Below are 18,978 nucleotides of genomic sequence, written 5' to 3'. Positions count from 1 at the left end.
ATGGATGCTCCCTGCCTTTGACGCCTACGACTACATCGTGGTCGGCGCCGGTCCCGCCGGCTGTCTGCTGGCCAATCGCTTGTCGGCCAATCCCCAGCACCGGGTGCTGCTGCTGGAAGCCGGCGGCCGCGACAACTACCCCTGGATTCACATTCCCGTGGGCTACCTGTTCTGCATCGGCAACCCGCGCACCGACTGGTGCTACAAGACCGAAGCCGAACCGGGCCTGCAGGGCCGCAGCCTGAGCTACCCGCGGGGCAAGGTGCTGGGCGGTTGCTCGTCGATCAACGGCATGATCTACATGCGTGGCCAGGCCGCCGACTACGATGGCTGGGCCGCCGAGGGCAACTCCGGTTGGGGCTGGAAGGATGTGCTGCCGCTGTTTAAGAAAAGCGAAAACCACTTTGCCGGCGACAGCGAACTGCACGGCGCCGCCGGCGAATGGCGGGTCGAGCGCCAGCGCCTGTCGTGGCCAATCCTCGATGCCTTCCGCGCAGCCGCCGAGCAGAGCGGTATCGGCACCATCGATGACTTCAACGGCGGCGACAACGAAGGCTGTGGCTACTTCCAGGTCAACCAGAAAGCCGGGGTGCGCTGGAATGCCGCTAAGGCCTTTCTCAAGCCGATTGCCCAACGCGCCAATCTCACCGTATTGACCGAGGTCGACGTGCAACGGCTGATACTCGAAGACGGCCGGGCCAGTGCAGTGCTGGCCATCTACCAGGGATGCGAACAGCGCTTCAAGGCACGCCGGGAGATCATTCTGTGCGCCGGCGCCATTGGCTCGCCAAGCATCCTCCAGCGCTCGGGCATCGGTTCGAGCGCGCTGCTGCAACGCCTGGGAATCGGCGTCAGCCACGCCCTGCCCGGAGTCGGTGGCAACCTTCAGGATCACCTGCAATTGCGGCTGATCTACAAGCTGGAAAACGCTCGCACCCTGAACCAGATCGCCGGCAGCCTGTGGGGCAAGATGGGCATGGGCTTGCGCTACTTGTATGACCGCAGCGGCCCGCTGTCCATGGCCCCGAGCCAACTGGGGGCCTTTGCCCGCTCGGGCCCGGAACAAACCCGCGCCAACCTCGAATACCACGTGCAGCCACTGTCCTTGGAGCGCTTCGGCGAGCCTTTGCACAGTTTCCCGGCCTTCACCGCATCGGTCTGCGACTTACGCCCGCAGAGCCGGGGCCGGGTGGAAATCCGTTCCCTGAACGCCGGGGATGCGCCGCTGATCCAGCCCAATTACCTGAGCCACCCCCAGGACCTGAAAGTCGCCGCCGACGCCATCCGCCTGACCCGGCGCATTGTCAGCGCCCCGGCCCTGCAGCCGTTCAAGCCCAGCGAATACCTGCCTGGGGCGGCGCTGCACAGCGAGGAGCAATTGCATGAAGCCGCCGCGCGCATCGGCACCACCATCTTCCATCCGGTGGGCACTTGCCGTATGGGCAGCGACGCCCAGGCGGTGGTGGACGCCCAACTGCGAGTGCACGGCATTCCGGGGCTGCGCATCGCCGACGCCTCGATCATGCCGCGCCTCACCTCCGGCAATACCTGTTCACCCACACTGATGATCGCCGAGAAAGCCGCCGAGTTGATCCTCGCCACCGCCCCCAGGAGTACCGTCCAGCACATGCAACCCACCATTCCGGCATGACCGTAGGAGCCAACTTGCTGGCGACGGCGCCCCCAAGATCGGCATCTGATTCAAGGGCCACCTCGCTGGCAAACCAGCGCCTACGGGAGAGCAGGAACAGATGCACCTGATGCAGGCGCCGGCTTACCGGTGAAAGCGCCTCCAAGGCCGGCACCTGGCGCAAGGCTCTCTTCGCTGACAAGCCCGCTCGCTCAGGAAGGAAACGAGGGTTCATCGCACGGTCGCGGTGAATCGCAGCAACGGCGTCGGTCACGACGTCGGCAGTGGAACAACAACAATAATCACTGTAAGGAAGCCCCTTTATGTCAGAACACGCTCACTCCCTGAATCCGTCCGTGGACGACGCCGTCGCCAAGGGCAGTCAGAAGGTCATCTTCGCTTCGTCTCTCGGCACGGTGTTCGAGTGGTACGACTTTTTCCTCTACGGCGCCCTGGCGGCCGTCATCAGCAAGCAGTTCTTCGCCGGGGTCAACGACACCACGGCGTTCATCTTCGCCCTGATGGCCTTCGCCGCCGGCTTTGTCGTGCGTCCCTTCGGCGCCCTGGTGTTCGGCCGCCTGGGGGACATGATCGGGCGCAAGTACACCTTCCTCGCCACCATCGTCCTCATGGGCATGGCGACGTTCGCCGTGGGTCTGTTGCCCAACTACGCCAGCATCGGCATCGCCGCACCGATCATCCTGGTGGCCCTGCGCATGCTCCAGGGTCTGGCCCTGGGCGGTGAATACGGTGGCGCCGCGACCTATGTCGCCGAGCACGCGCCCCAGGGCAAACGCGGCTTGCACACCAGCTGGATCCAGTCCACCGCGACCCTGGGCCTGCTGCTGTCGCTGCTGGTGGTATTGGCTTGCCGCTATTTCACCGGCGATCAGTTCGAGGTCTGGGGCTGGCGCCTGCCGTTCCTGCTGTCCATCGTCCTGCTGGGGATTTCCACCTGGATCCGCATGAGCCTGCACGAGTCGCCGGCCTTCCTGAGAATGAAAGAGGAAGGTAAGGCCAGCAAGGCGCCGATCCGCGAGTCCTTCGGCAAGTGGGAAAACCTCAAGGTGGTGCTGATCGCCCTGTTCAGCATCAACGCCGGGCAGGCGGTGACCTTCTATGCCGCGCAGTTCTACGTTTTGTTCTTCCTCACCCAGTTCCTCAAGATGGACCCAGCCCTGGCCAACAGTCTGCTGATCATCAGCGTGGTGATCGGCGCGCCGATGTTCATTTTCTTCGGCTGGCTCTCGGACAAAGTCGGCCGCAAGCCGGTGCTGATGCTCGGTCTGTTGCTGGCCACGCTGCTGTACTTCCCGATCTTCAAAGCCCTGGCCCACTACGCCAACCCGGCCATCGATCAGGCCAGCCGCCAGGCGCCCATCAGCGTCACCGCCGACCCGGCCACCTGCACCTTCCAGTTCGACCCAGTGGGCAAGGCACGCTTCGACAGCCCTTGCGACAAGGTCAAGACCTTCCTGGTGAAACAGGGCCTGCCCTATAGCAGCGTCGCCGCCCCGGCCGGCAGCCCGGTGCAGGTCAGCGTCGGCGAGGTGAAGATCGACGGCTTCGACGAAGCCGCCCTGCGCGACGCGGTGACCTTGGCCGGCTACCCGCAACAGGCCGACAGCCAGAACGTCAACAAACCCATGGTGGTGCTGCTGATCGTGGCGCTGATCCTGATTGCCGCCATGTGCTACGGCCCGCTGGCGGCGCTGATGGTGGAGCTGTTCCCGACCCGTATCCGCTACACCTCGATGTCCCTGCCCTACCACATTGGCAACGGCTGGTTTGGCGGGTTCCTGCCGACGGTGTCCTTTGCCCTGGTGGTGTACACCGGCGATATCTTCTATGGCCTGTGGTACCCGGTGCTGATTACCGGAGTCAGTCTGATTGTCGGCATGCTGTGCCTGCGCGAAACCCGCAACGTCGACATCGACCAGGTCTGACGGCCCTGCCCGGGACGCCAGTCCCGGGCATTGTTCGCTTGAATTGAACGGCACTTTACGCCACTGTCTCGGCACTTTTGCGCTGGAGACCGAGCATGCTGTTGATCCTTCCTGTCGTGGTGACCCTGGTCTTGATCCTGGTGCTCTGGCGCCGCCAGAAAGCCCTCAGGGCATTGCGTCGGGACGCCTATATCCGCAGCTTCACCTTGCCACCGCGGCTGTTCGAACCGCTGCGCACCCAGCATCCGCACCTGAGCCTCAAGGACTGCCAACTGGTGGCCCAGGGCTTGCGCCAGTTCTTCCTGGCCTACCTCAAGAGCGGCCAGCGCTACGTGTCGATGCCGTCCCAGGTGGTGGACGACCTGTGGCATGAGTTCATCCTGCATACTCGGGATTACCAGGCCTTCTGCGACAAGGCCTTCGGCCAGTTCCTCCATCACACGCCCGCCGCGGTGCTTGGCCAGAACGCCGAGCAGAAAAGCGACAATGGCCTGCGCCGGGTCTGGCGCCTGGCCTGCCTGGAAGAGAACATCAACCCCGCCCAGCCCAGTCGCCTGCCGCTGCTGTTCGCCCTGGACGCCAAGCTGAAGATCGCCCGGGGCTTTCACTACGTCGCCGACTGCCAGTCCCTGCGGCGCCTGACGGACAACGGCAGCGCGGCCGCAGTGGTCCACTGCGGCAGCGAGCTGCACAGCAGTTCCTTAGACAGCGATTCCGCCAGCAGCGACGGCGACGGCTCGCGTTTCGGCGGCGACGGTGACAGTGGCGGCAGCGATGGCGGCGGGGGCGACAGTGGCGGTTGCGGGGGTGGCGGTTGTGGCGGCGGGGGCGGCGACTGACCGCCCGTGGACCAGCGCCACCGACAGCCAGGTGGCCGAGGCAATGTCCTGGTGCTGTGATTTGCCAGGCGCGGGCGCAGACCAGGAGGCTTGCCTGAGCGCTGAGCGAAACCGACACAGGCACACGGGCTGGGCGCGATGCCCAGCCCCCACATCAGAGCGCGCGGGCGCTGAAAAAATCGGGCGTTAGAACACGCGGATCGCCAGCTCGAAAACGCTCTCCCCACACCATGACGTCCTCCTGCGATGGCAACAGCATGGGGCGTGATCGATACCCTTTGAGCAGGGCCTCGATGCCTTGGGCAAAATCATGCCCAACAAAAAGCATCATGGACGCGACCAATCCGTTCGAGAACAAACGGCCTTGGCTGTCCAGCCAGAGCTGTGCATGACCATGATGTACATCACCCAAGCACACAAAGTCGGTGCGCAGCGCTTCTTGCCAGCCATCTACTTGTTCATCGGGGCACGCCGGACAGCCAAACTCGATGTCACTGGAGGCACACTCCTCCCCCGTGCCGATATGCCCTACGGTCAATTCGGCAAATGCTTGCAGGATGCGAAATGCCGGATGTGCGCGGGGTACGCGACGATCAACCACAACGGCCCTGCCAGGGGACCACCCGGCAGCTCTGAAAAACGGTTCTATGTTCGGAGTCAGGAGATTCATGCGGCGAAGATAATCAAAGTGCAGGAAAACCGCAAAAGCCCTGGATACGGCCCCCGCCGGAAGGCTATCAGTAGCTCTGCGCGACAAGTCGACATCCACGACCATCGACGGCGACGCCAAAACAGGCGATGGGTGGCAAGGTCAGAGGTCACTGCCATTCCAGGTCGTGTGAACAACATTGGCTGAATCGCTTTTTTTCGACTGCGCGGCGGCATCTTCTCTGTCGAGCCTTGTGCTTCTGGGGACCGTGAATACGTGTTGAACCGCCATGGCCAGCCAATGCCTGCTTCGGCCAACCCTGCCCAGGACCGGGGAAAACAAGGGGAAGAGTGGAAGAGTGATGTGGCAGCGGCGCATCGCACGCCGCTCCACTGCTTCCGATCGATCAGGCGATGATGTCGGTGACGGCCGCCTGGCCCACGGTGCCCACGGCGAAGTCCACCACGCCATGACCGCTCAGGTCGATCATCAGGCTGGTCTGGTTGGTTTCGGCGAAGTAGGTGAGGATCGCGTCGCCCGCATGGCCAGTGAAGCCGCTGACGAAATTCAGGGTGGCGCCGGTGGAGGCAAACAGGCCGCTGAGGTCGATCTTGTCCTCGCCACTGGCGAAATCCATGATCCAGTCCGGGGCGTCGAAGGTCGAATCCGAGGCTGCGCCGAACACGAAGGTGTCGGCCCCTGCCCCGCCCCACAGCGTATCGCCGCCGCCACCGCCGTAGAGGATGTCGTTGCCAGCACCGCCTTCGAGGAGGTTGGCCACGGCGTTGCCGATCAGCAGGTCATTGCCCGAGCCGCCGATGGCGTTTTCCACGGTCACGCCGTGGGCAATGGAGACGTTGCCCACCAGGCCGCCGACATCGGAGAAACCACCCTGGTTGAGGTTGATTTTCTGGTTCTGGGTAAAGCCGGAGAAGTCCAGGGTATCGTTGCCGCCACCGTCCCAGACCGCGAACACCAGCTTGTCGGAGGCGCTATGGGCGCTGTAGAAATCCCGCTCGGTGTTGGAGTTGAAGCCGTACACCGTGTCTTCGGCGCGGGTTTCAAGGTTGGCGCCATAGAGCTTTTGCACCGCGACGATATCGTCCAGCAGCGGTGCCGAAGCATAGGCACCGCCGCCGTCCTTGCTGAAGTTCTGCCCGGTGTGGCTCTCGCTCCAGTAGCTCATCAGGCTGTAGCCGCGGGTGTCCTGGGCGTAGGAGACATCGTTGTAGGTGGGGTTGCCGTTGCCGGCGTTGTACACGCCCGGGTGGGACAGGCCCAGGCTGTGGCCGATCTCGTGGGTCAGGGTCTGACGGCCATAGTTGCCGTTGCCCGGGGTTTCGTTGACCCGGTACTGGTCGTTGATCAGGTACCAGGACTGGCCGTCATAGCTGCTGCCGGACGGCAGGTAGGCAAAGGCCGCGCCGCCGGTGCTGACGTTGTAGTTGCCGAAACTCAAGTGGCCGTCGCCGCCTTTGGCGGATTCGCTGAAGGTGATGTTGGCCACGTCCGACCAAGATTGCAGGGCCAGAATCGCCTGGGCCTTCTGCAGCGCGCTGAATTCACTGAAGCTGCCCAGGGCCGGGTTGTAGTTGGCCGGTTTTTCGGTGAGAAAGCTGAAGCTCAGGCCGATCTTGCCGTCGCCGTTGTGATCCTGCCAGGACAGGCCTTTGCGCAGGATCGAGTCGGCAGCCTGGTCGGCAGTGAAGGAAGGCTTGCCATTCACCAGCGTGCTGCCGCCCCGGTCATACAGGTGGCTGAACGCCTGGACTTGCTGATAAGCATCGCTGGCCGCCGCAGCCACGATGCCAATCCCGTGGGCCTCTGAAAGTACTTTTGACATTGCTACGTCCTTGTTCCAGATCAAAAAAAACCGATAGAACACACGCGACTCCGCCTGCGAGATCGTCCTATCACTCGCCCATTGAGGCGTAGAAAACCTGACACAGCCATTCGCGCCGAGTCCATGATTTTTTTCGTCCTACAAAAGCCCGGAATCGCCCTGACACAGGGGATAGATTCCACTCGCGCGGGACGTTGGCAAACGATAGGCTGAGCACTGATCCGGGGCGCAACGCAACGGTTGTATGAACACGCGTCCCTTCGTCCAAGAGGAGTCCACGATGCGCAAAACCCTGCTGCTAGGCACCTTGATGATCTTCGCTGGCGCAGCCCAGGCCGAAGACCTTCCGCTGTTCAATGTCTCCTGCCCAGGCAATCTGGCGGTCAGCTCGGACCAGGGCGGACCGGTCTACATCAACGGCGAGGCGGTCGCGAGCAGCGCCGTCGATGACCGGCATTTCCAGGTCAAGACGGCGCAAATAAACCTGTTCATCAGCCTCGAAGACGACGATTCGGTGACGGTGCAATACAGCGATCAGCACGGTGCCAGCGGTGTTTGTGAAGCCATCGACGATTGAGCCGCCCTCGCCCTGCCTGCTCTTTACCCCTGGGCGTCCGCCATGCAAATCACCGCCACTCCCTTCGCCACCACCGACTGGTCCAGCATCGACCCCACCGAGCATCGCGGCGAAACCGGCAGCGCCTTCTGGCGCACCCAGCAGTTCGGGGCAATACGTGTGCGCATGGTGGAGTACACCCCGGGCTACCTGGCCGACCACTGGTGTTCCAAGGGGCACATCCTGCTGTGCCTGGAAGGCGAGCTGCACACCGAACTGGAGGACGGCCGGCAGTTCGTGCTGACCCCGGGCATGAGCTACCAGGTGGCGGACAACGCCGAGCCGCACCGCTCATTTACCGCCGTGGGGGCCAAGCTGTTCGTGGTGGATTGAAGCGTCTCAGAACAAGCCCATCTGCCCGCCCACCAGGGTGCTGAAGTCGTCCTGCACGAACGGCAGGATAGCGTCGGCCACCGGCTGCAATTGCCGGGTCAGGTAGTGCTCGTAGTCGATGGCGGCACGGCGGTTTTCCAGAGGCTCGGGGCCGGCCAGGGTGATCACGTAGCTGATCCAGCCACCATTCTGGTACTGCAAGGGGCGTCCCTGCTCGCGATTGTATTCATCGGCCAGGCGCGCGGCGCGCACATGAGGCGGCACGTTGCGCTCGTAGTCGTCCAGGGGCCGGCGCAGGCGTTTGCGGTAGATCAGCAGATCGTCCAGTTGCCCGGCCAGGGTGCGTTGCACGTAGTCGCGCACATAGTCCTGATAGGGCTGGCGGTGGAAGATCCGCTGGTACAGCGCCTGCTGGAATTCCCGGGCCAGGGGCGACCAGTCGGTACGCACGGTCTCCAGGCCCTTGTAGACCATTTCCTGGCGCCCATCGGCGCGCGCTACCAGACCGGCATAACGCTTCTTGCTGCCCTCCTCGGCGCCGCGGATGGTGGGCATCAGAAAGCGTTTGTAGTGGGTTTCGAACTGCAACTCCAAGGCGCTTTCCAGACCGTATTGCTGCTGCAGATGCTCGCGCCACCACTGGTTGACGTGGGCCACCAGGCCGCGGCCGATCAGCGCCGCCTGCTCCTCGTCATGCAGGCGGCCGAGCCAGACGAAGGTGGAGTCGGTATCGCCATAGATCACCTGATGACCCTGGGCTTCGATCAGTTGCCGAGTGCGGGCCATGATCTCGTGACCACGCAAGGTGATGGATGAGGCCAGGCGCGGGTCGAAGAAGCGACAACCGCTGGAACCCAGCACCCCGTAGAAGGCGTTCATGATGATCTTCAGGGCTTGGGACAATGGCGCGTTGTGCTCGCGCTTGGCCACTTCGCGGCCCTCGGCGACTCGGGTAACGATCGAGGGCAGGCAATGTCGGGTGCGGGAGAAGCGCGCGCCGCGCAAGCCCGCCACCGAATGCTGCTCGTCCGGCTGGCGCAGCCCCTCCACCAGCCCCACCGGGTCGATCAGGAAACTGCGGATGATCGAGGGGTACAAGCTCTTGTAGTCCAGCACCAGCACCGACTCGTAGAACCCGGGCCGCGAATCCATGACAAAACCACCGGGGCTGGCCTGGGGTGGCAACTCGCCGAGGTTGGGCGCGACAAAACCCTGGCGATGCATCAGCGGCATGTACAGGTGAGTGAAGGCCGCCACCGAGCCACCGCTGCGATCGGCGGGCAGGCCAGTGACCGTGGCCCGCTCCAGGAGAAAGGTCAGCAGCTCGGTCTTGGCGAAGATCCGCGTCACCAACTCACAGTCCTTGAGGTTATAGTGGGCCAGGGCCGGCTTGTCCTCGGCGAACATGCGGTTAATTTCGTCCATGCGCTGGTAGGGGTTGTCGATCGACTTGCCCTCCCCCAGCAGCGTCTGGGCGACGCTTTCCAGGCTGAAGGACGGAAAGCTCCAGGTCGCCGAACGCAACGCCTCGATGCCGTCGATGATCAAGCGCCCGGCGGCCGCGGCGAAATAGTGGGTGCGGCTGCCGTGCTCGCGCCATTGCATTTCCTCGCCCCCCCGCCCCAGACGCAGGGGCACGGCCAGGCGCCGGGCATGTTCGTGAAGCACCCGCAGGTCGAACTGCACCAGGTTCCAGCCAATGATCGCGTCAGGGTCGTGCTCGGCCAGCCAGTGGTTGAGTTTCTCCAGCAACTGCTCGCGGCTGGCGCAGAACTCCAGGTCGAAATCCACCGCGCTGTCGTCTTCCCGGGCCTTGCCGAGCATGTACACCTGGCGCTGGCCACAGCCTTCCAGGGCGATGGAATACAGCTCGCCACGCTCGCTGGTTTCAATGTCCAGGGACACCAGCCTGAGGGTTGGCCGATAGTCCGGCGCCGGCTTCATCTGCGCCTCCAGCAGCAGACCGTCCGGCCCTGGCTGGCCGCCGAAAGTCACCGGCGCAGTAATGAAACGCTCCATCAGGTAGCGCTCGGGCGGTCGCACATCGGCCTCGAACACCTCGACACCGGCGCGACGCAGGGTCTTGTCCAGGCGGATCAATTGATTGTGCTGCGCACAGTACATCCCCAGCACCGGGCGCTGGTGGAAGTCCCGCAACTGCAGGGGACGCAGTTCGACATCCGGGTCGTCGGCAAGCAAGCGCTCGGCCTGAGGACGCTGCACGGCCGGGACGAACGCCACGGACGTCTGCAACGGCAAGCGGATCCGCCGCGGGCCCTGGTCGGTGGCCAGCCAGAATTCGACTTGCGTGCCCGCCGGCGTATCGCGCCAGTGCCGGGTCAGGACGAAGCCTTGTTGTACCTCCACCGCTGCAACCTCAAAGCCGTTTCAAGACGCCGATTCTACCTGTCCCGGACGGCGACAGGGTGTCTGGATGATGGCTTTGGCGCTTTTGTCAGACAACATGTAGTGCTTTAAAATTTTCACTACAAAACCGTTGACGCGAGGATTTCGCCCTTGCATGATGCAGACGTCTCCCCGATCGGGGGACGAGGCAAAGGTGTTATGAGCAAGCTCGTCTGACCGCCGAGCTGTGACCCGGATGTGTACTGCCCACAAGGCAGATTGATGAAACTGACCTGGCATTGACCGTCCAGTACAAGGACCGGAAGCCGGCGAAAACTCTTCAAGATGCTTGTGGCCGATGGTGGGAATGTCGGCAGCTTCATCCAGGTTTACGCTGCTTCTCTTCGTTGTGACGCTATTGCGTAGCAGTTAATCAAGGCAACTACACGCATCAGGCTCTGGGCCTTATCTGTATCCGACAGACACCCTCTGTCGCCCTGTTTCCGGTATCAGGGTTCAACTTACCGACGTAGCAAGATGAATTAGCGAATCAACTTAGATAGATCGATAAATGGTCAAGGGGGCTACACATGAATCTTAATAATCAACCCACTATTGATGAATTGGCACGTATGTTCGCCGCACAGAAAGACAGCCACGACAGCCACATCCTGTGGATTGCCAAGTCGGGCCAAGTGCACATCGACTGCCTGTCGCCCCATAGCCATGAAGCAGAGTTCGACCAGAACAACCGGGACCTGGCGGCCCGCCTGAAGATGTACCGCCGTGGCCAGGGCTACGTCGGCAAGAAAGCCGCCGCCGACAAGGACTTCATCGGTCGGGTACTGGAGACCCTGAAGACTGAATGGCAGTCGCTGCGTGGCAACTCGGAAGTTCGGGTTATCGATCGGTTTTGTTGAGCAGGTTGTGTGATCAACGGGTTGAACACCCGTTGATCCACCCTCTTCCTGGAACAACTGCAACACGGCACATGACTGACTTCTGCGTGTTGCAGCCACCTCTAGCAACTTTCACTCCCCTCATGATTTGCCACAGCCTTGCAACAAGTGGCTCGGAACTTCCCTGACGCGCCTGTTTCTCGACCATTCGATCCAGCACCTGGGCATGCTCTTCGAGCACAGCGGCCTTACTTGCCAGTGAACGAAGCCGGAGGGACGAAATACGCATCGCGGCGTTTTAGCCCATAGTTCCCCATGCGCAGGTAACGCTCATTCATGTTCATGAAGGGCTTGATCATCGGCGCGATGATCAATAGAAACGCGACAGTGCCGATGCCGAATGGCCCACCCATGAACCAGCCGAGGACAAAGACCGAAATCTCCAGAACCATCTTCGCCAGGGTGAAGGACCAACCGAGTTTGTTCATCATGCTGATCACCAGTAAATCGATGACCCGGATGCCGATCCCGCTCATGATGATCAGCGCCGAGGAATAAGCGCACAGCCCCAAGCCAATGGCGAGCAACCCATAAGGCCCCAGGGCCGCCGCCAACACCTCGTCAAACTGCAGGAACAGCCAGAGATCGATGAACAGTCCGGTCAGGGTCGTGGTCACGAAGGGGCTGATCGGCGGCCACTGCCTGTTCCACAGTGCCCACCAGAGCAACAAGCCCACCGAGAACAAAGCAGAACAAGCCCCCAGTCCCACCTGCAGATGACCGTTCAAGGCAATGACAAACACATCCAGTGGATCGGTGCCCAAGCGGCTGACGATAAAGAACAGAGCCCCCAGCGAAAAGACCATCACGCCTATCAAGTACATCGCCAGCCGACTCGGCGTCAGCCAGCCGCGAACAGAGGCGGCCAGGACTTTCTTCAGGCCCTTGGGCTCATGGAGCGGTTCGTTGATCATATCGTTGGCCTTTTCTCAAAATGGATACATCCGTTGTGTCCTGCCATGAGCCCGCTCACCTCGGGCTCATGGAGATAAAACTCATGCCGTTGCTGACATGGCGAATGCTGACCCTGGAATTGTCGATGCCACCTTCGCAGATCTCGTTCTGCACTTCGTGGCTGGCCTGGGCCAGATACAACCCACCCAGCACCGAGGCTTCGGTGCCCTGGGGGGAATGCATCACCAGGGGCGGATTCAAGGAGGGTTTCAGGTAGCCCGGCTCACGCAGCAGCATGCCCACCTGATGGGGAATTTCCGGAAAGCGTCCGAGCATGCCCCCGCCAAGGCAGATCACCTCCACCCGGAACAGCTCCACCAGGTTGGCCGTGGCCAGCGCCAGGGCCTGTACCGCCCGCAAGCGCCAGTGGTTAAGCGTGGCGTCATCGGAAAAGCCCATCGAGGCGACAAACTTGTCCAGTGAACGAAACGACGCATAGGCCTGCAGACAACCCGCCCGCCCACAACTGCAGGGCGCACCTCCGGGCCAGACCAGCAGGTGCCCCAGCTCGCGATCGGGCAACATGCGACCCTGATAGACCACGCCGCCACCAACCCCGGTGCCCAGGGAGAAATGCACCAGGTTGGAGGCACGCATGACCGTGGCGTCGCCGAAAGTCGCCGCCGTTCCGTCATCGCACCAGATCACCCGTTCGACCCCCTCGATGCGAAAGGCCGGGCCGATGGCCAGACCTTCCCAGTCCGGCCGATTGGGCCAGCGGATGATGGTTCCGTCGGCATTGATCGTCGGTGCGCTGGCAATCACCAGGCAATTGATCGGGCCGTACAGCGCGATCTGCTGGGACAACAGGACCACCGCCTGTTCAAGAATGCTGTGCGCAACACAGCCGGCCGGAATCTCGATGCGCTCACGCTGCACAACGCGTCCGGCGATGCTGAAGTGAAGGGCCATTTTGCTGCCGCCCAGGTCGATACTTGCGCAATGCATCAGAAACGCCCTCCGCCATCGACCGCGATCACCGCACCGTTGATGTAGGAGGCCCGGGCCGAAGCGAGAAAGCCGACCACCGCCGCCACTTCCTCGGGGCGCCCCAGGCGTCGCAGGCCGATACGCTGGCACACCTGCTGCTCCTCGGCGGCGCTGTAATGGGTCGGTGGCCCGGCCACGGCTCCTGGAGCGACCACATTGACAGTGATGCCGAACCCACCGACCTCGAAGGCCAGCGACCGGGCGTAACCATGCAGCGCCGCCTTGGACGCGGCATACAGGCTTTGCCCGGGCATCCCGCTTTCGCCGGCCAGTGACCCCAGGAGCACCACGCGCCCGGCTCGCTGTCCCAGCATTGGCCGCACAACCTGACGCACCAGGCCGATCGTGGCCTCGACATTGAGTTCGAACAGCGACTCGCCATCGCGTTGATTGCTGAGCAAGGCGGACTTGCGCAACATCGTCCCTGCACAACAGACCAGGGCGTGAATCGGCCTTGAGTCGGCGGCCAGGGTGGCCAGCATGTTGGTGGTTTTTTCTGTGCATGTCAGGTCGCAAGCGACCGGAGTCAGTGTGCCAGGTAGCTCCGCGGTCTCGGCGACCAGGGCTTGCATACGCTCGATGTTGTGCTGGTAGACCCCGTAGACCCAAGCGCCTTCACGGACCAACTCTTCACATATCGCAGCGCCCAGCACACCTGAAGCCCCTGTGACAAGGCACACCCGTCCATTCAGTTCCAGCATGATTTTCCCTATCTGCAATCGATTTAAACAGGCAGCTGAACCGCTACCCTGTATGACACCCGGTACTGCATGGTTCCTGCCGTCGCCACAGGGAGCTGGCGAAAGTACTTGTCTTCGAAGCAGCTCAGGCAGGGGGCTCCGTTGTGGTCGTAGGAGTCGACCACGCACAGCCTCAACAGCGCGCCCAGCGGTGACCTGTGCAGCGGCCATTGATCACAGACAAGCCCCGCCTGCTGCGACAGCAGGCGAATCATCAAGGGGTCCACGGCAATCCACTCGCCACGAATCTGCAGCTCGGCCCAGTAATGACCGGTGGCATAGGGGGAACTGAGCAGCAGGCCAAATACCTGCCGGGCTGGCAAACCGAGTGCCTTGGCACGTTCGACCAGCAATTTCGAGAAACCGCCGCATTCGGCCAGCCGATGCCGGCTCATGAACTCAAGGTCCCAACGAACACCGTCGTGCAGCATGTAGAACTGCATGCCGGCGCTGACCTCTTCGAGCAACTCCCGAAACGGACTCGGCAACAGCCGTGTCTGGCCCGCGATGACCAGGCGCTGGTGATAGAAGTCGCCGCCCTGCGGAGCCTCCAGCACACACAGGCGCTCCGCGGCGGTCAGCACCTGGATCGGCCCCTGGGGCGGCTGCTTTTCGTTGAGCGTGTACACCAGGTCGACCTGTCGCTGACGATCGGACTGGCGAAACGCCGTGGCCCAACTGCGCATCGCCAGCTTGTGCAACGACGGCAAGCGCAGGTGCAGGGACAGGCTGTACAGATCGTCGGGATCGAAGAACTCGTCGTGTTCCTGAATGCGCGAGGCCAAGCCAATGGACTTCAGTGCCTGCAGGTCACGGTCGACAAAACCGTAGAGCCCCGCCTCCCCCGCCGCCACGCTGAACCGGCGATGGTGATCCCCGACCTTGCCCAGGTTATCGAGAACGGCTTGCGCCAACGGCTGCCCAACAAGCGCCAGGCCGGTCATGCAAAACTCGTCATTTCACATTGGGCAGCAGGCTGGCAACCACTCAGCCCAGCGATCGTCGGGGCGATCTGCTGCAGTTGAAGGGGCCCCGGCGCGGCCTGGATCCTGGCCCCGTCCAGCAGCACGAAACCGCAATCGCGATGCCATCCCGACTGCGCGGTGCGGCGCACGTGATTGGCCCAGCGCGGATCGCCCAAAGGAGGCCGCTTGGGGTCCGCCGGAGTCACGATCAGGCTCGGGGCCAGGTGAGTATGGGGCCCCTGGTACACCTCCTCCCGAGCACGGACGCTGGCCAGCGCCGGCTGCCCATCGGCAAAACGGATGTCGCTCAGGCATTGCATCACCGCCTGGCGTTGAGCAGCGCTGGCACGCCCTTCATTGCACAGGTCGGCGCACAACATCACCCCATGGGAACCCTGCACCGTCTCCAGGGCGACGCTGCGCTTGAGGTCAACCTGACCCTGCTCGTCGAGCACTTGCAGGCCGGCGGCTCGCAAGTGCTGGTCAATGGAGAAGAACCCCGTCAGTTCGCCGAAGCCCATCTCGGAAAACACCAGCATCGACTCCGGAGCCAGGGACTGCAGACGCTCGCAGGCACGGTCGATGAAGTCATAAGCGCAGAGAATCTGCGGGCGCTGCGCGGGCTCGGGATCGAGCATTTCGTACCACATGAAATGCGACAAGCGATCGGCCAGGGTCAGGTTGACGATCATCACGTCCGCCTCCGCCCCCAGGGCCATGGCGCTGTCGAGCTGATGCTCGGCGATCCGCAAGGCCTGGGCCGCGAACTCGTCGAAGGGCTGCCCGGTGTAGAACAGCGAAACGTCATGGGCGTAGCGCACCCCCTGGGCATTCAGGTCGCGCAGCAGGCTGCGCGGGTGGCTGGTATTCATCGAGTTGTGCATCGGGTAGGTAATCAGCGTGCCATTGAGCGGCTGCGGCGGATGGGTGAGCTGCACATTGACCACCGCAAAGCGCTGCCCGGCCATTTCCGGCCACTCCCAAAGCCGCGGCGCCATGACATCGGTGGTTTCGAGAATCCGTGGGATCTCCCCCGAACTGTGGGCGCTCCAGTAAGAAAAACACCCATGCCGACCGGGGTTGACCCCCGAGAAAGCGGTCGCCAGGTTGCTTGGTTCATAGGGCACTGGCCCACAATTCAAATGCCGATAAGAGTGCGCGCCCAAGCGCTGCGAGAACCATGGAAGCCGGCCTTTGGCAACTTCGGACTCCAGTACCAACGGGTCCATCCCTTCGGCAATGACAATCAACGTCTTCATAATATCAATTAGCCTCTTATCGTCCCTGAGCCCGGCAAACTTAGTGAATACCGAACCAATACTTAGACATGACTACAAAGCGACAGTCGCTTTGCAATGTCGCGAACAGCACCCGTCAAGAAAGCAAATAAAAGGCAACCGAACACAAACCACTCCATTACTTAAAAGGAGAGTTACATAGAAATTCCCGGATATGAAATGACACTTCCTTGACGTCAGCTATTTTTTTATAGGCGCGCTCATGCCCGCCACTATCCTGCCTAAAAGCCACTCAAACCGGGGCCCAAAGGGCAAGTCCGGCATTGGCGATTTTTTAACACAGGGATTAATCCAGACACGACAACTGCAACTATGAGAGTATTTCATAATATTACAAAGGATTACTAAAAATAACCTTGCATCCAACTTTTAATCCCATGTTATCTTCACGGCCACGCTGAAAATAACAACTTTGGAAGCACGACCCAGCAACTACAGAACCTATAGCGCGACACATTCGACACTTAACTAAAACTTCAGGCAAAACACTTCAATCGCCGAGAACTTTTCCGAAATATCCCGGCAATAGTCTGCTGCCTGCCTGTTTATAAACCTTTCCAAGGAAATGGATGTATGACCCTGGCTATTGATGGCGGTACCCCTGTTCGACAAACCCCTTATCCCGGCTGGCCGCAGTTTGGTGCCGAAGAGGAAAGCGCTCTGCTGCGCAGCTTGCACCAGGGCCAGTGGTGGCGCATGCAAGGCTGCGAAAACCTCGACTTCGAGCAGGCCTTCGCGCAGGTGCACGGTGCCCACTCGGCCTTTGCGGTAAGCAACGGCACGGTGGCGATCGAAATAGCCCTGCAAGCAGCGGGCATCGGTGCCGGTGACGAGGTCATAGTGCCGGCCTTCACCTTCATCTCCACCTCGATGGCCTGCCAGCGTATCGGCGCCACCGCGATTGCCGTGGACGTGCTGCCCGACACGCTGTGCATCGACCCGGCCGCCGTGCTGGCAAACATCGGGCCCCGCACCCGAGCCATCATCCCGGTACACATGGCCGGGCACCTGTGCGACATGCTCAGCCTGTCGAGAATCGCCGACCAGCATCGACTGGTGATCATCCAGGACGCCGCCCACGCTCACGGCGCACGCGGCCTGGGCGATACCGGGATTGGCGAATACGGCTCCCTGGCCTGCTTCAGCTTCCAGAACTTCAAACTGATGACCGCCGGGGAAGGCGGCCTGGTGCTGTGCCCCAACGAAGAACTGCGGGAAAAGGTCTTTCTCTACGGCAACGTCGGGCGCCCCCTGGGTGATCGCAGCTACCAGCACACCGTGGTCGGCACCAATGCCCGCTTGAGCGAATTCAGCGCCGCGGTACTCAGTGCCCAGCTCGGGCGCCTGGAGCAGCAGACCCGGGTGCGCCAGCACAACGCCCAGTTGCTCAATGCAACGCTGGTACGCCAGGGGCTGGTGACGCCGCAGGTGCGTACCGCGGATGCCCACACCCACCCCTACTACATGTTCCTGTTCACCCTCGACGACCTCCCGGGCCAGCGCGCGCTGGACCGCAACCAGGTGGTGGACTGCCTGGTGGCCGAAGGCATCCCGGCGTTCCGCTCCTACCAGGCGCTGTACCGCATTCCCAGCTTCTGGCAGGCACCGGCTCCGACCCGGCAGGACCTGGCACAGTGCATCGCCGCCTGCCCGGTGACCGAGCACCTGGCGCATCGCGGTATCTGGATCCACCACCGGGCCCTGCTCGGCAACGAACAGGACACCCTGGACATCGCCACGGCCATCGCCAAGGTCCACCAGCATCTGGCCGGCGCACGATGATCGAGCCCCGTGTAGCCCTCGTCGGAGCCGGCTGGGTGGCGCGCAATGTCTGGGCACCGCTGCTGGTACAACACAATGCGCACATCGTCTCAGTGATCGATCCCCAGGCCGAGGCGAGTACGGCCTTCCCGGCCCTGTCGCCTGGTCCGCGCTGGCATCGCTGCATGAGCGACCAGGCATTGCGGGACTGCAACCTGGCCCTGATCTGCTCGCCCAACGTGCATCACGTGCCACAGGCCTTGAGGGCCATGGGCCAGGGACTGCATGTGATCCTGGAAAAGCCCGCCTGCCTGTCCTGCGCGGATGCCGAACAGCTGATCCGCTGCAGCCGTGAAACCGGTGCCGAACTCCTGGTCAGCGCAGCCGCGGCCCACCGTAGCGACGTTCGCGCCATGGCCGCGGCCGTCGCCCGGGGCGCGGTGGGCACGCTGCACTGTATCGATGTCAGCTGGCGTCGGCGCCGTGGGGTGCCGCGCCCGGGCTCCTGGTTCACCCAGGCCGGCCAGGCCCTGGCCGGCTCCGGCGCGGACCTGGGCTGGCACCTGCTGGAGGTGGCCCTGCATGCACTGGACTATCCGTTGATCGACGCGGCCCTGAGCAACCATGTACCAGCGACCGCCGACGAAGCTCAACAGCCGGCCACCTGGCGCGGCGACCAGGGCCCGGGAGGCGCGATCGAAGTCGAGTCGCAGTCATTCAGTTGCCTGCAGGTCCGGGGCGGCACGCTGGTGCGCATGAGTACCGCCTGGGCCTGCCACCAGGAGCTCGATGAAACCCGCATCACCCTGTACGGCAGCGCCGGCGAGCTGTGTTTGCGCACCACCTTCGGCTTCAGCCAGAACCGCATCCAACAGCCGAGCCTGACGCTGACCGTGGACGGCACCCAGACCCCGCTGGCCTTCGCCACCGAGGACAACCTCGCGCCTTACCGGGACTTTCTCGGCCGCCGCATCGCCCGCCTGGGCACTTGTGCGCAGACCCGCGAACACGAGTACCGCAAGCTGCGCTCGCTGGCCTCGGCAATGTCCGCGCTTTACCCCCATCTCACGCCATCTTGCACCGCCCGGCCAGGTCACTGACCGGGCGCC

16 protein-coding genes are annotated in these 18,978 nt (G+C 62.6%); 8 read left to right on the top strand and 8 right to left on the bottom strand.

What is annotated here, in order from left to right; genetic code table 11:
* Window positions 1–4: 4 nt before the first annotated feature.
* The 3 genes from PLD_RS28595 (at window position 5) to PLD_RS28585 (ending at window position 4,415) form a co-directional block, all read left to right on the top strand.
* A complete protein-coding gene (locus PLD_RS28595) occupies window positions 5–1,651 on the top strand; it encodes a GMC family oxidoreductase (protein WP_159898044.1) in 1,647 nt (548 codons plus the stop codon).
* A gap of 302 nt (window positions 1,652–1,953) precedes the next feature.
* Window positions 1,954–3,576, top strand: a complete 1,623-nt coding sequence (locus tag PLD_RS28590) for an MFS transporter (RefSeq protein WP_159898043.1) — start codon at window positions 1,954–1,956, stop codon at window positions 3,574–3,576.
* 95 nt (window positions 3,577–3,671) lie between these two features.
* The gene (locus tag PLD_RS28585) at window positions 3,672–4,415 is read left to right on the top strand and encodes a hypothetical protein (RefSeq protein ID WP_159898042.1); all 744 of its coding nucleotides are present in this window, start codon (window positions 3,672–3,674) and stop codon (window positions 4,413–4,415) included.
* Between the two features lie 154 nt (window positions 4,416–4,569).
* On the opposite strand, the gene PLD_RS28580 is transcribed toward PLD_RS28585, so the two are convergent.
* Both PLD_RS28580 and PLD_RS28575 read right to left on the bottom strand, forming a co-directional pair.
* Window positions 4,570–5,085: an SUKH-3 domain-containing protein gene (locus PLD_RS28580; protein ID WP_256674828.1), complete on the bottom strand. Its 516-nt coding sequence runs from the start codon at window positions 5,083–5,085 to the stop codon at window positions 4,570–4,572.
* 385 nt (window positions 5,086–5,470) lie between these two features.
* The gene (locus PLD_RS28575; RefSeq protein ID WP_159898040.1) at window positions 5,471–6,907 is read right to left on the bottom strand and encodes a serralysin family metalloprotease; all 1,437 of its coding nucleotides are present in this window, start codon (window positions 6,905–6,907) and stop codon (window positions 5,471–5,473) included.
* Window positions 6,908–7,187: 280 nt separating this feature from the next.
* Here PLD_RS28575 and PLD_RS28570 point away from each other — a divergent pair, with 280 nt between their 5' ends.
* Together PLD_RS28570 and PLD_RS28565 are read left to right on the top strand one after the other, a co-directional pair.
* Window positions 7,188–7,484: a hypothetical protein gene (locus PLD_RS28570; protein WP_159898039.1), complete on the top strand. Its 297-nt coding sequence runs from the start codon at window positions 7,188–7,190 to the stop codon at window positions 7,482–7,484.
* 42 nt (window positions 7,485–7,526) lie between these two features.
* Window positions 7,527–7,856 carry a DHCW motif cupin fold protein gene (locus PLD_RS28565; protein WP_159898038.1) on the top strand — a complete coding sequence of 110 codons (330 nt, stop codon included), beginning with the start codon at window positions 7,527–7,529 and terminating at the stop codon, window positions 7,854–7,856.
* A gap of 6 nt (window positions 7,857–7,862) precedes the next feature.
* Here PLD_RS28565 and PLD_RS28560 read toward each other — a convergent pair whose 3' ends face one another.
* Window positions 7,863–10,223, bottom strand: a complete 2,361-nt coding sequence (locus tag PLD_RS28560; RefSeq protein WP_159898037.1) for a DNA polymerase II — start codon at window positions 10,221–10,223, stop codon at window positions 7,863–7,865.
* 569 nt (window positions 10,224–10,792) lie between these two features.
* On the opposite strand from PLD_RS28560, the gene PLD_RS28555 reads away from it, so the two are divergent.
* On the top strand, window positions 10,793–11,122 hold the full coding sequence (locus tag PLD_RS28555) for a hypothetical protein (protein WP_159898036.1): 330 nt from the start codon (window positions 10,793–10,795) through the stop codon (window positions 11,120–11,122).
* A gap of 227 nt (window positions 11,123–11,349) precedes the next feature.
* On the opposite strand, the gene PLD_RS28550 is transcribed toward PLD_RS28555, so the two are convergent.
* From PLD_RS28550 to PLD_RS28530, 5 genes are read right to left on the bottom strand one after another with little or no spacing between them, the layout of a single operon-like run.
* The gene (locus PLD_RS28550; protein WP_159898035.1) at window positions 11,350–12,075 is read right to left on the bottom strand and encodes a YitT family protein; all 726 of its coding nucleotides are present in this window, start codon (window positions 12,073–12,075) and stop codon (window positions 11,350–11,352) included.
* Window positions 12,076–12,130: 55 nt separating this feature from the next.
* Window positions 12,131–13,063: an ROK family protein gene (locus PLD_RS28545; protein WP_159898034.1), complete on the bottom strand. Its 933-nt coding sequence runs from the start codon at window positions 13,061–13,063 to the stop codon at window positions 12,131–12,133.
* Window positions 13,063–13,806: an SDR family NAD(P)-dependent oxidoreductase gene (locus tag PLD_RS28540; RefSeq protein ID WP_159898033.1), complete on the bottom strand. Its 744-nt coding sequence runs from the start codon at window positions 13,804–13,806 to the stop codon at window positions 13,063–13,065. The genes PLD_RS28545 and PLD_RS28540 overlap by 1 nt, the downstream gene beginning before the upstream one ends.
* Before the next feature lie 23 nt (window positions 13,807–13,829).
* Window positions 13,830–14,789, bottom strand: a complete 960-nt coding sequence (locus PLD_RS28535; RefSeq protein ID WP_159898032.1) for a transglutaminase domain-containing protein — start codon at window positions 14,787–14,789, stop codon at window positions 13,830–13,832.
* Window positions 14,786–16,069 carry an alkaline phosphatase family protein gene (locus PLD_RS28530; RefSeq protein ID WP_159898031.1) on the bottom strand — a complete coding sequence of 428 codons (1,284 nt, stop codon included), beginning with the start codon at window positions 16,067–16,069 and terminating at the stop codon, window positions 14,786–14,788. Before PLD_RS28530 ends, PLD_RS28535 begins: the two co-directional genes overlap by 4 nt.
* Before the next feature lie 612 nt (window positions 16,070–16,681).
* On the opposite strand from PLD_RS28530, the gene PLD_RS28525 reads away from it, so the two are divergent.
* Together PLD_RS28525 and PLD_RS28520 are read left to right on the top strand one after the other, a co-directional pair.
* A complete protein-coding gene (locus PLD_RS28525) occupies window positions 16,682–17,890 on the top strand; it encodes a DegT/DnrJ/EryC1/StrS aminotransferase family protein (RefSeq protein WP_159898030.1) in 1,209 nt (402 codons plus the stop codon).
* Entirely contained in the window at window positions 17,887–18,969 is a 1,083-nt protein-coding gene (locus PLD_RS28520; RefSeq protein ID WP_159898029.1) for a Gfo/Idh/MocA family protein, read from the top strand. Before PLD_RS28525 ends, PLD_RS28520 begins: the two co-directional genes overlap by 4 nt.
* Window positions 18,970–18,978 lie beyond the last annotated feature (9 nt).

The organism is Pseudomonas sp. LD120 (assembly GCF_009861525.1).
Lineage (GTDB): Bacteria > Pseudomonadota > Gammaproteobacteria > Pseudomonadales > Pseudomonadaceae > Aquipseudomonas.
Note: the sequence above shows the minus strand (reverse complement) of the source record. Positions and strands in the feature narration are given on the sequence as shown.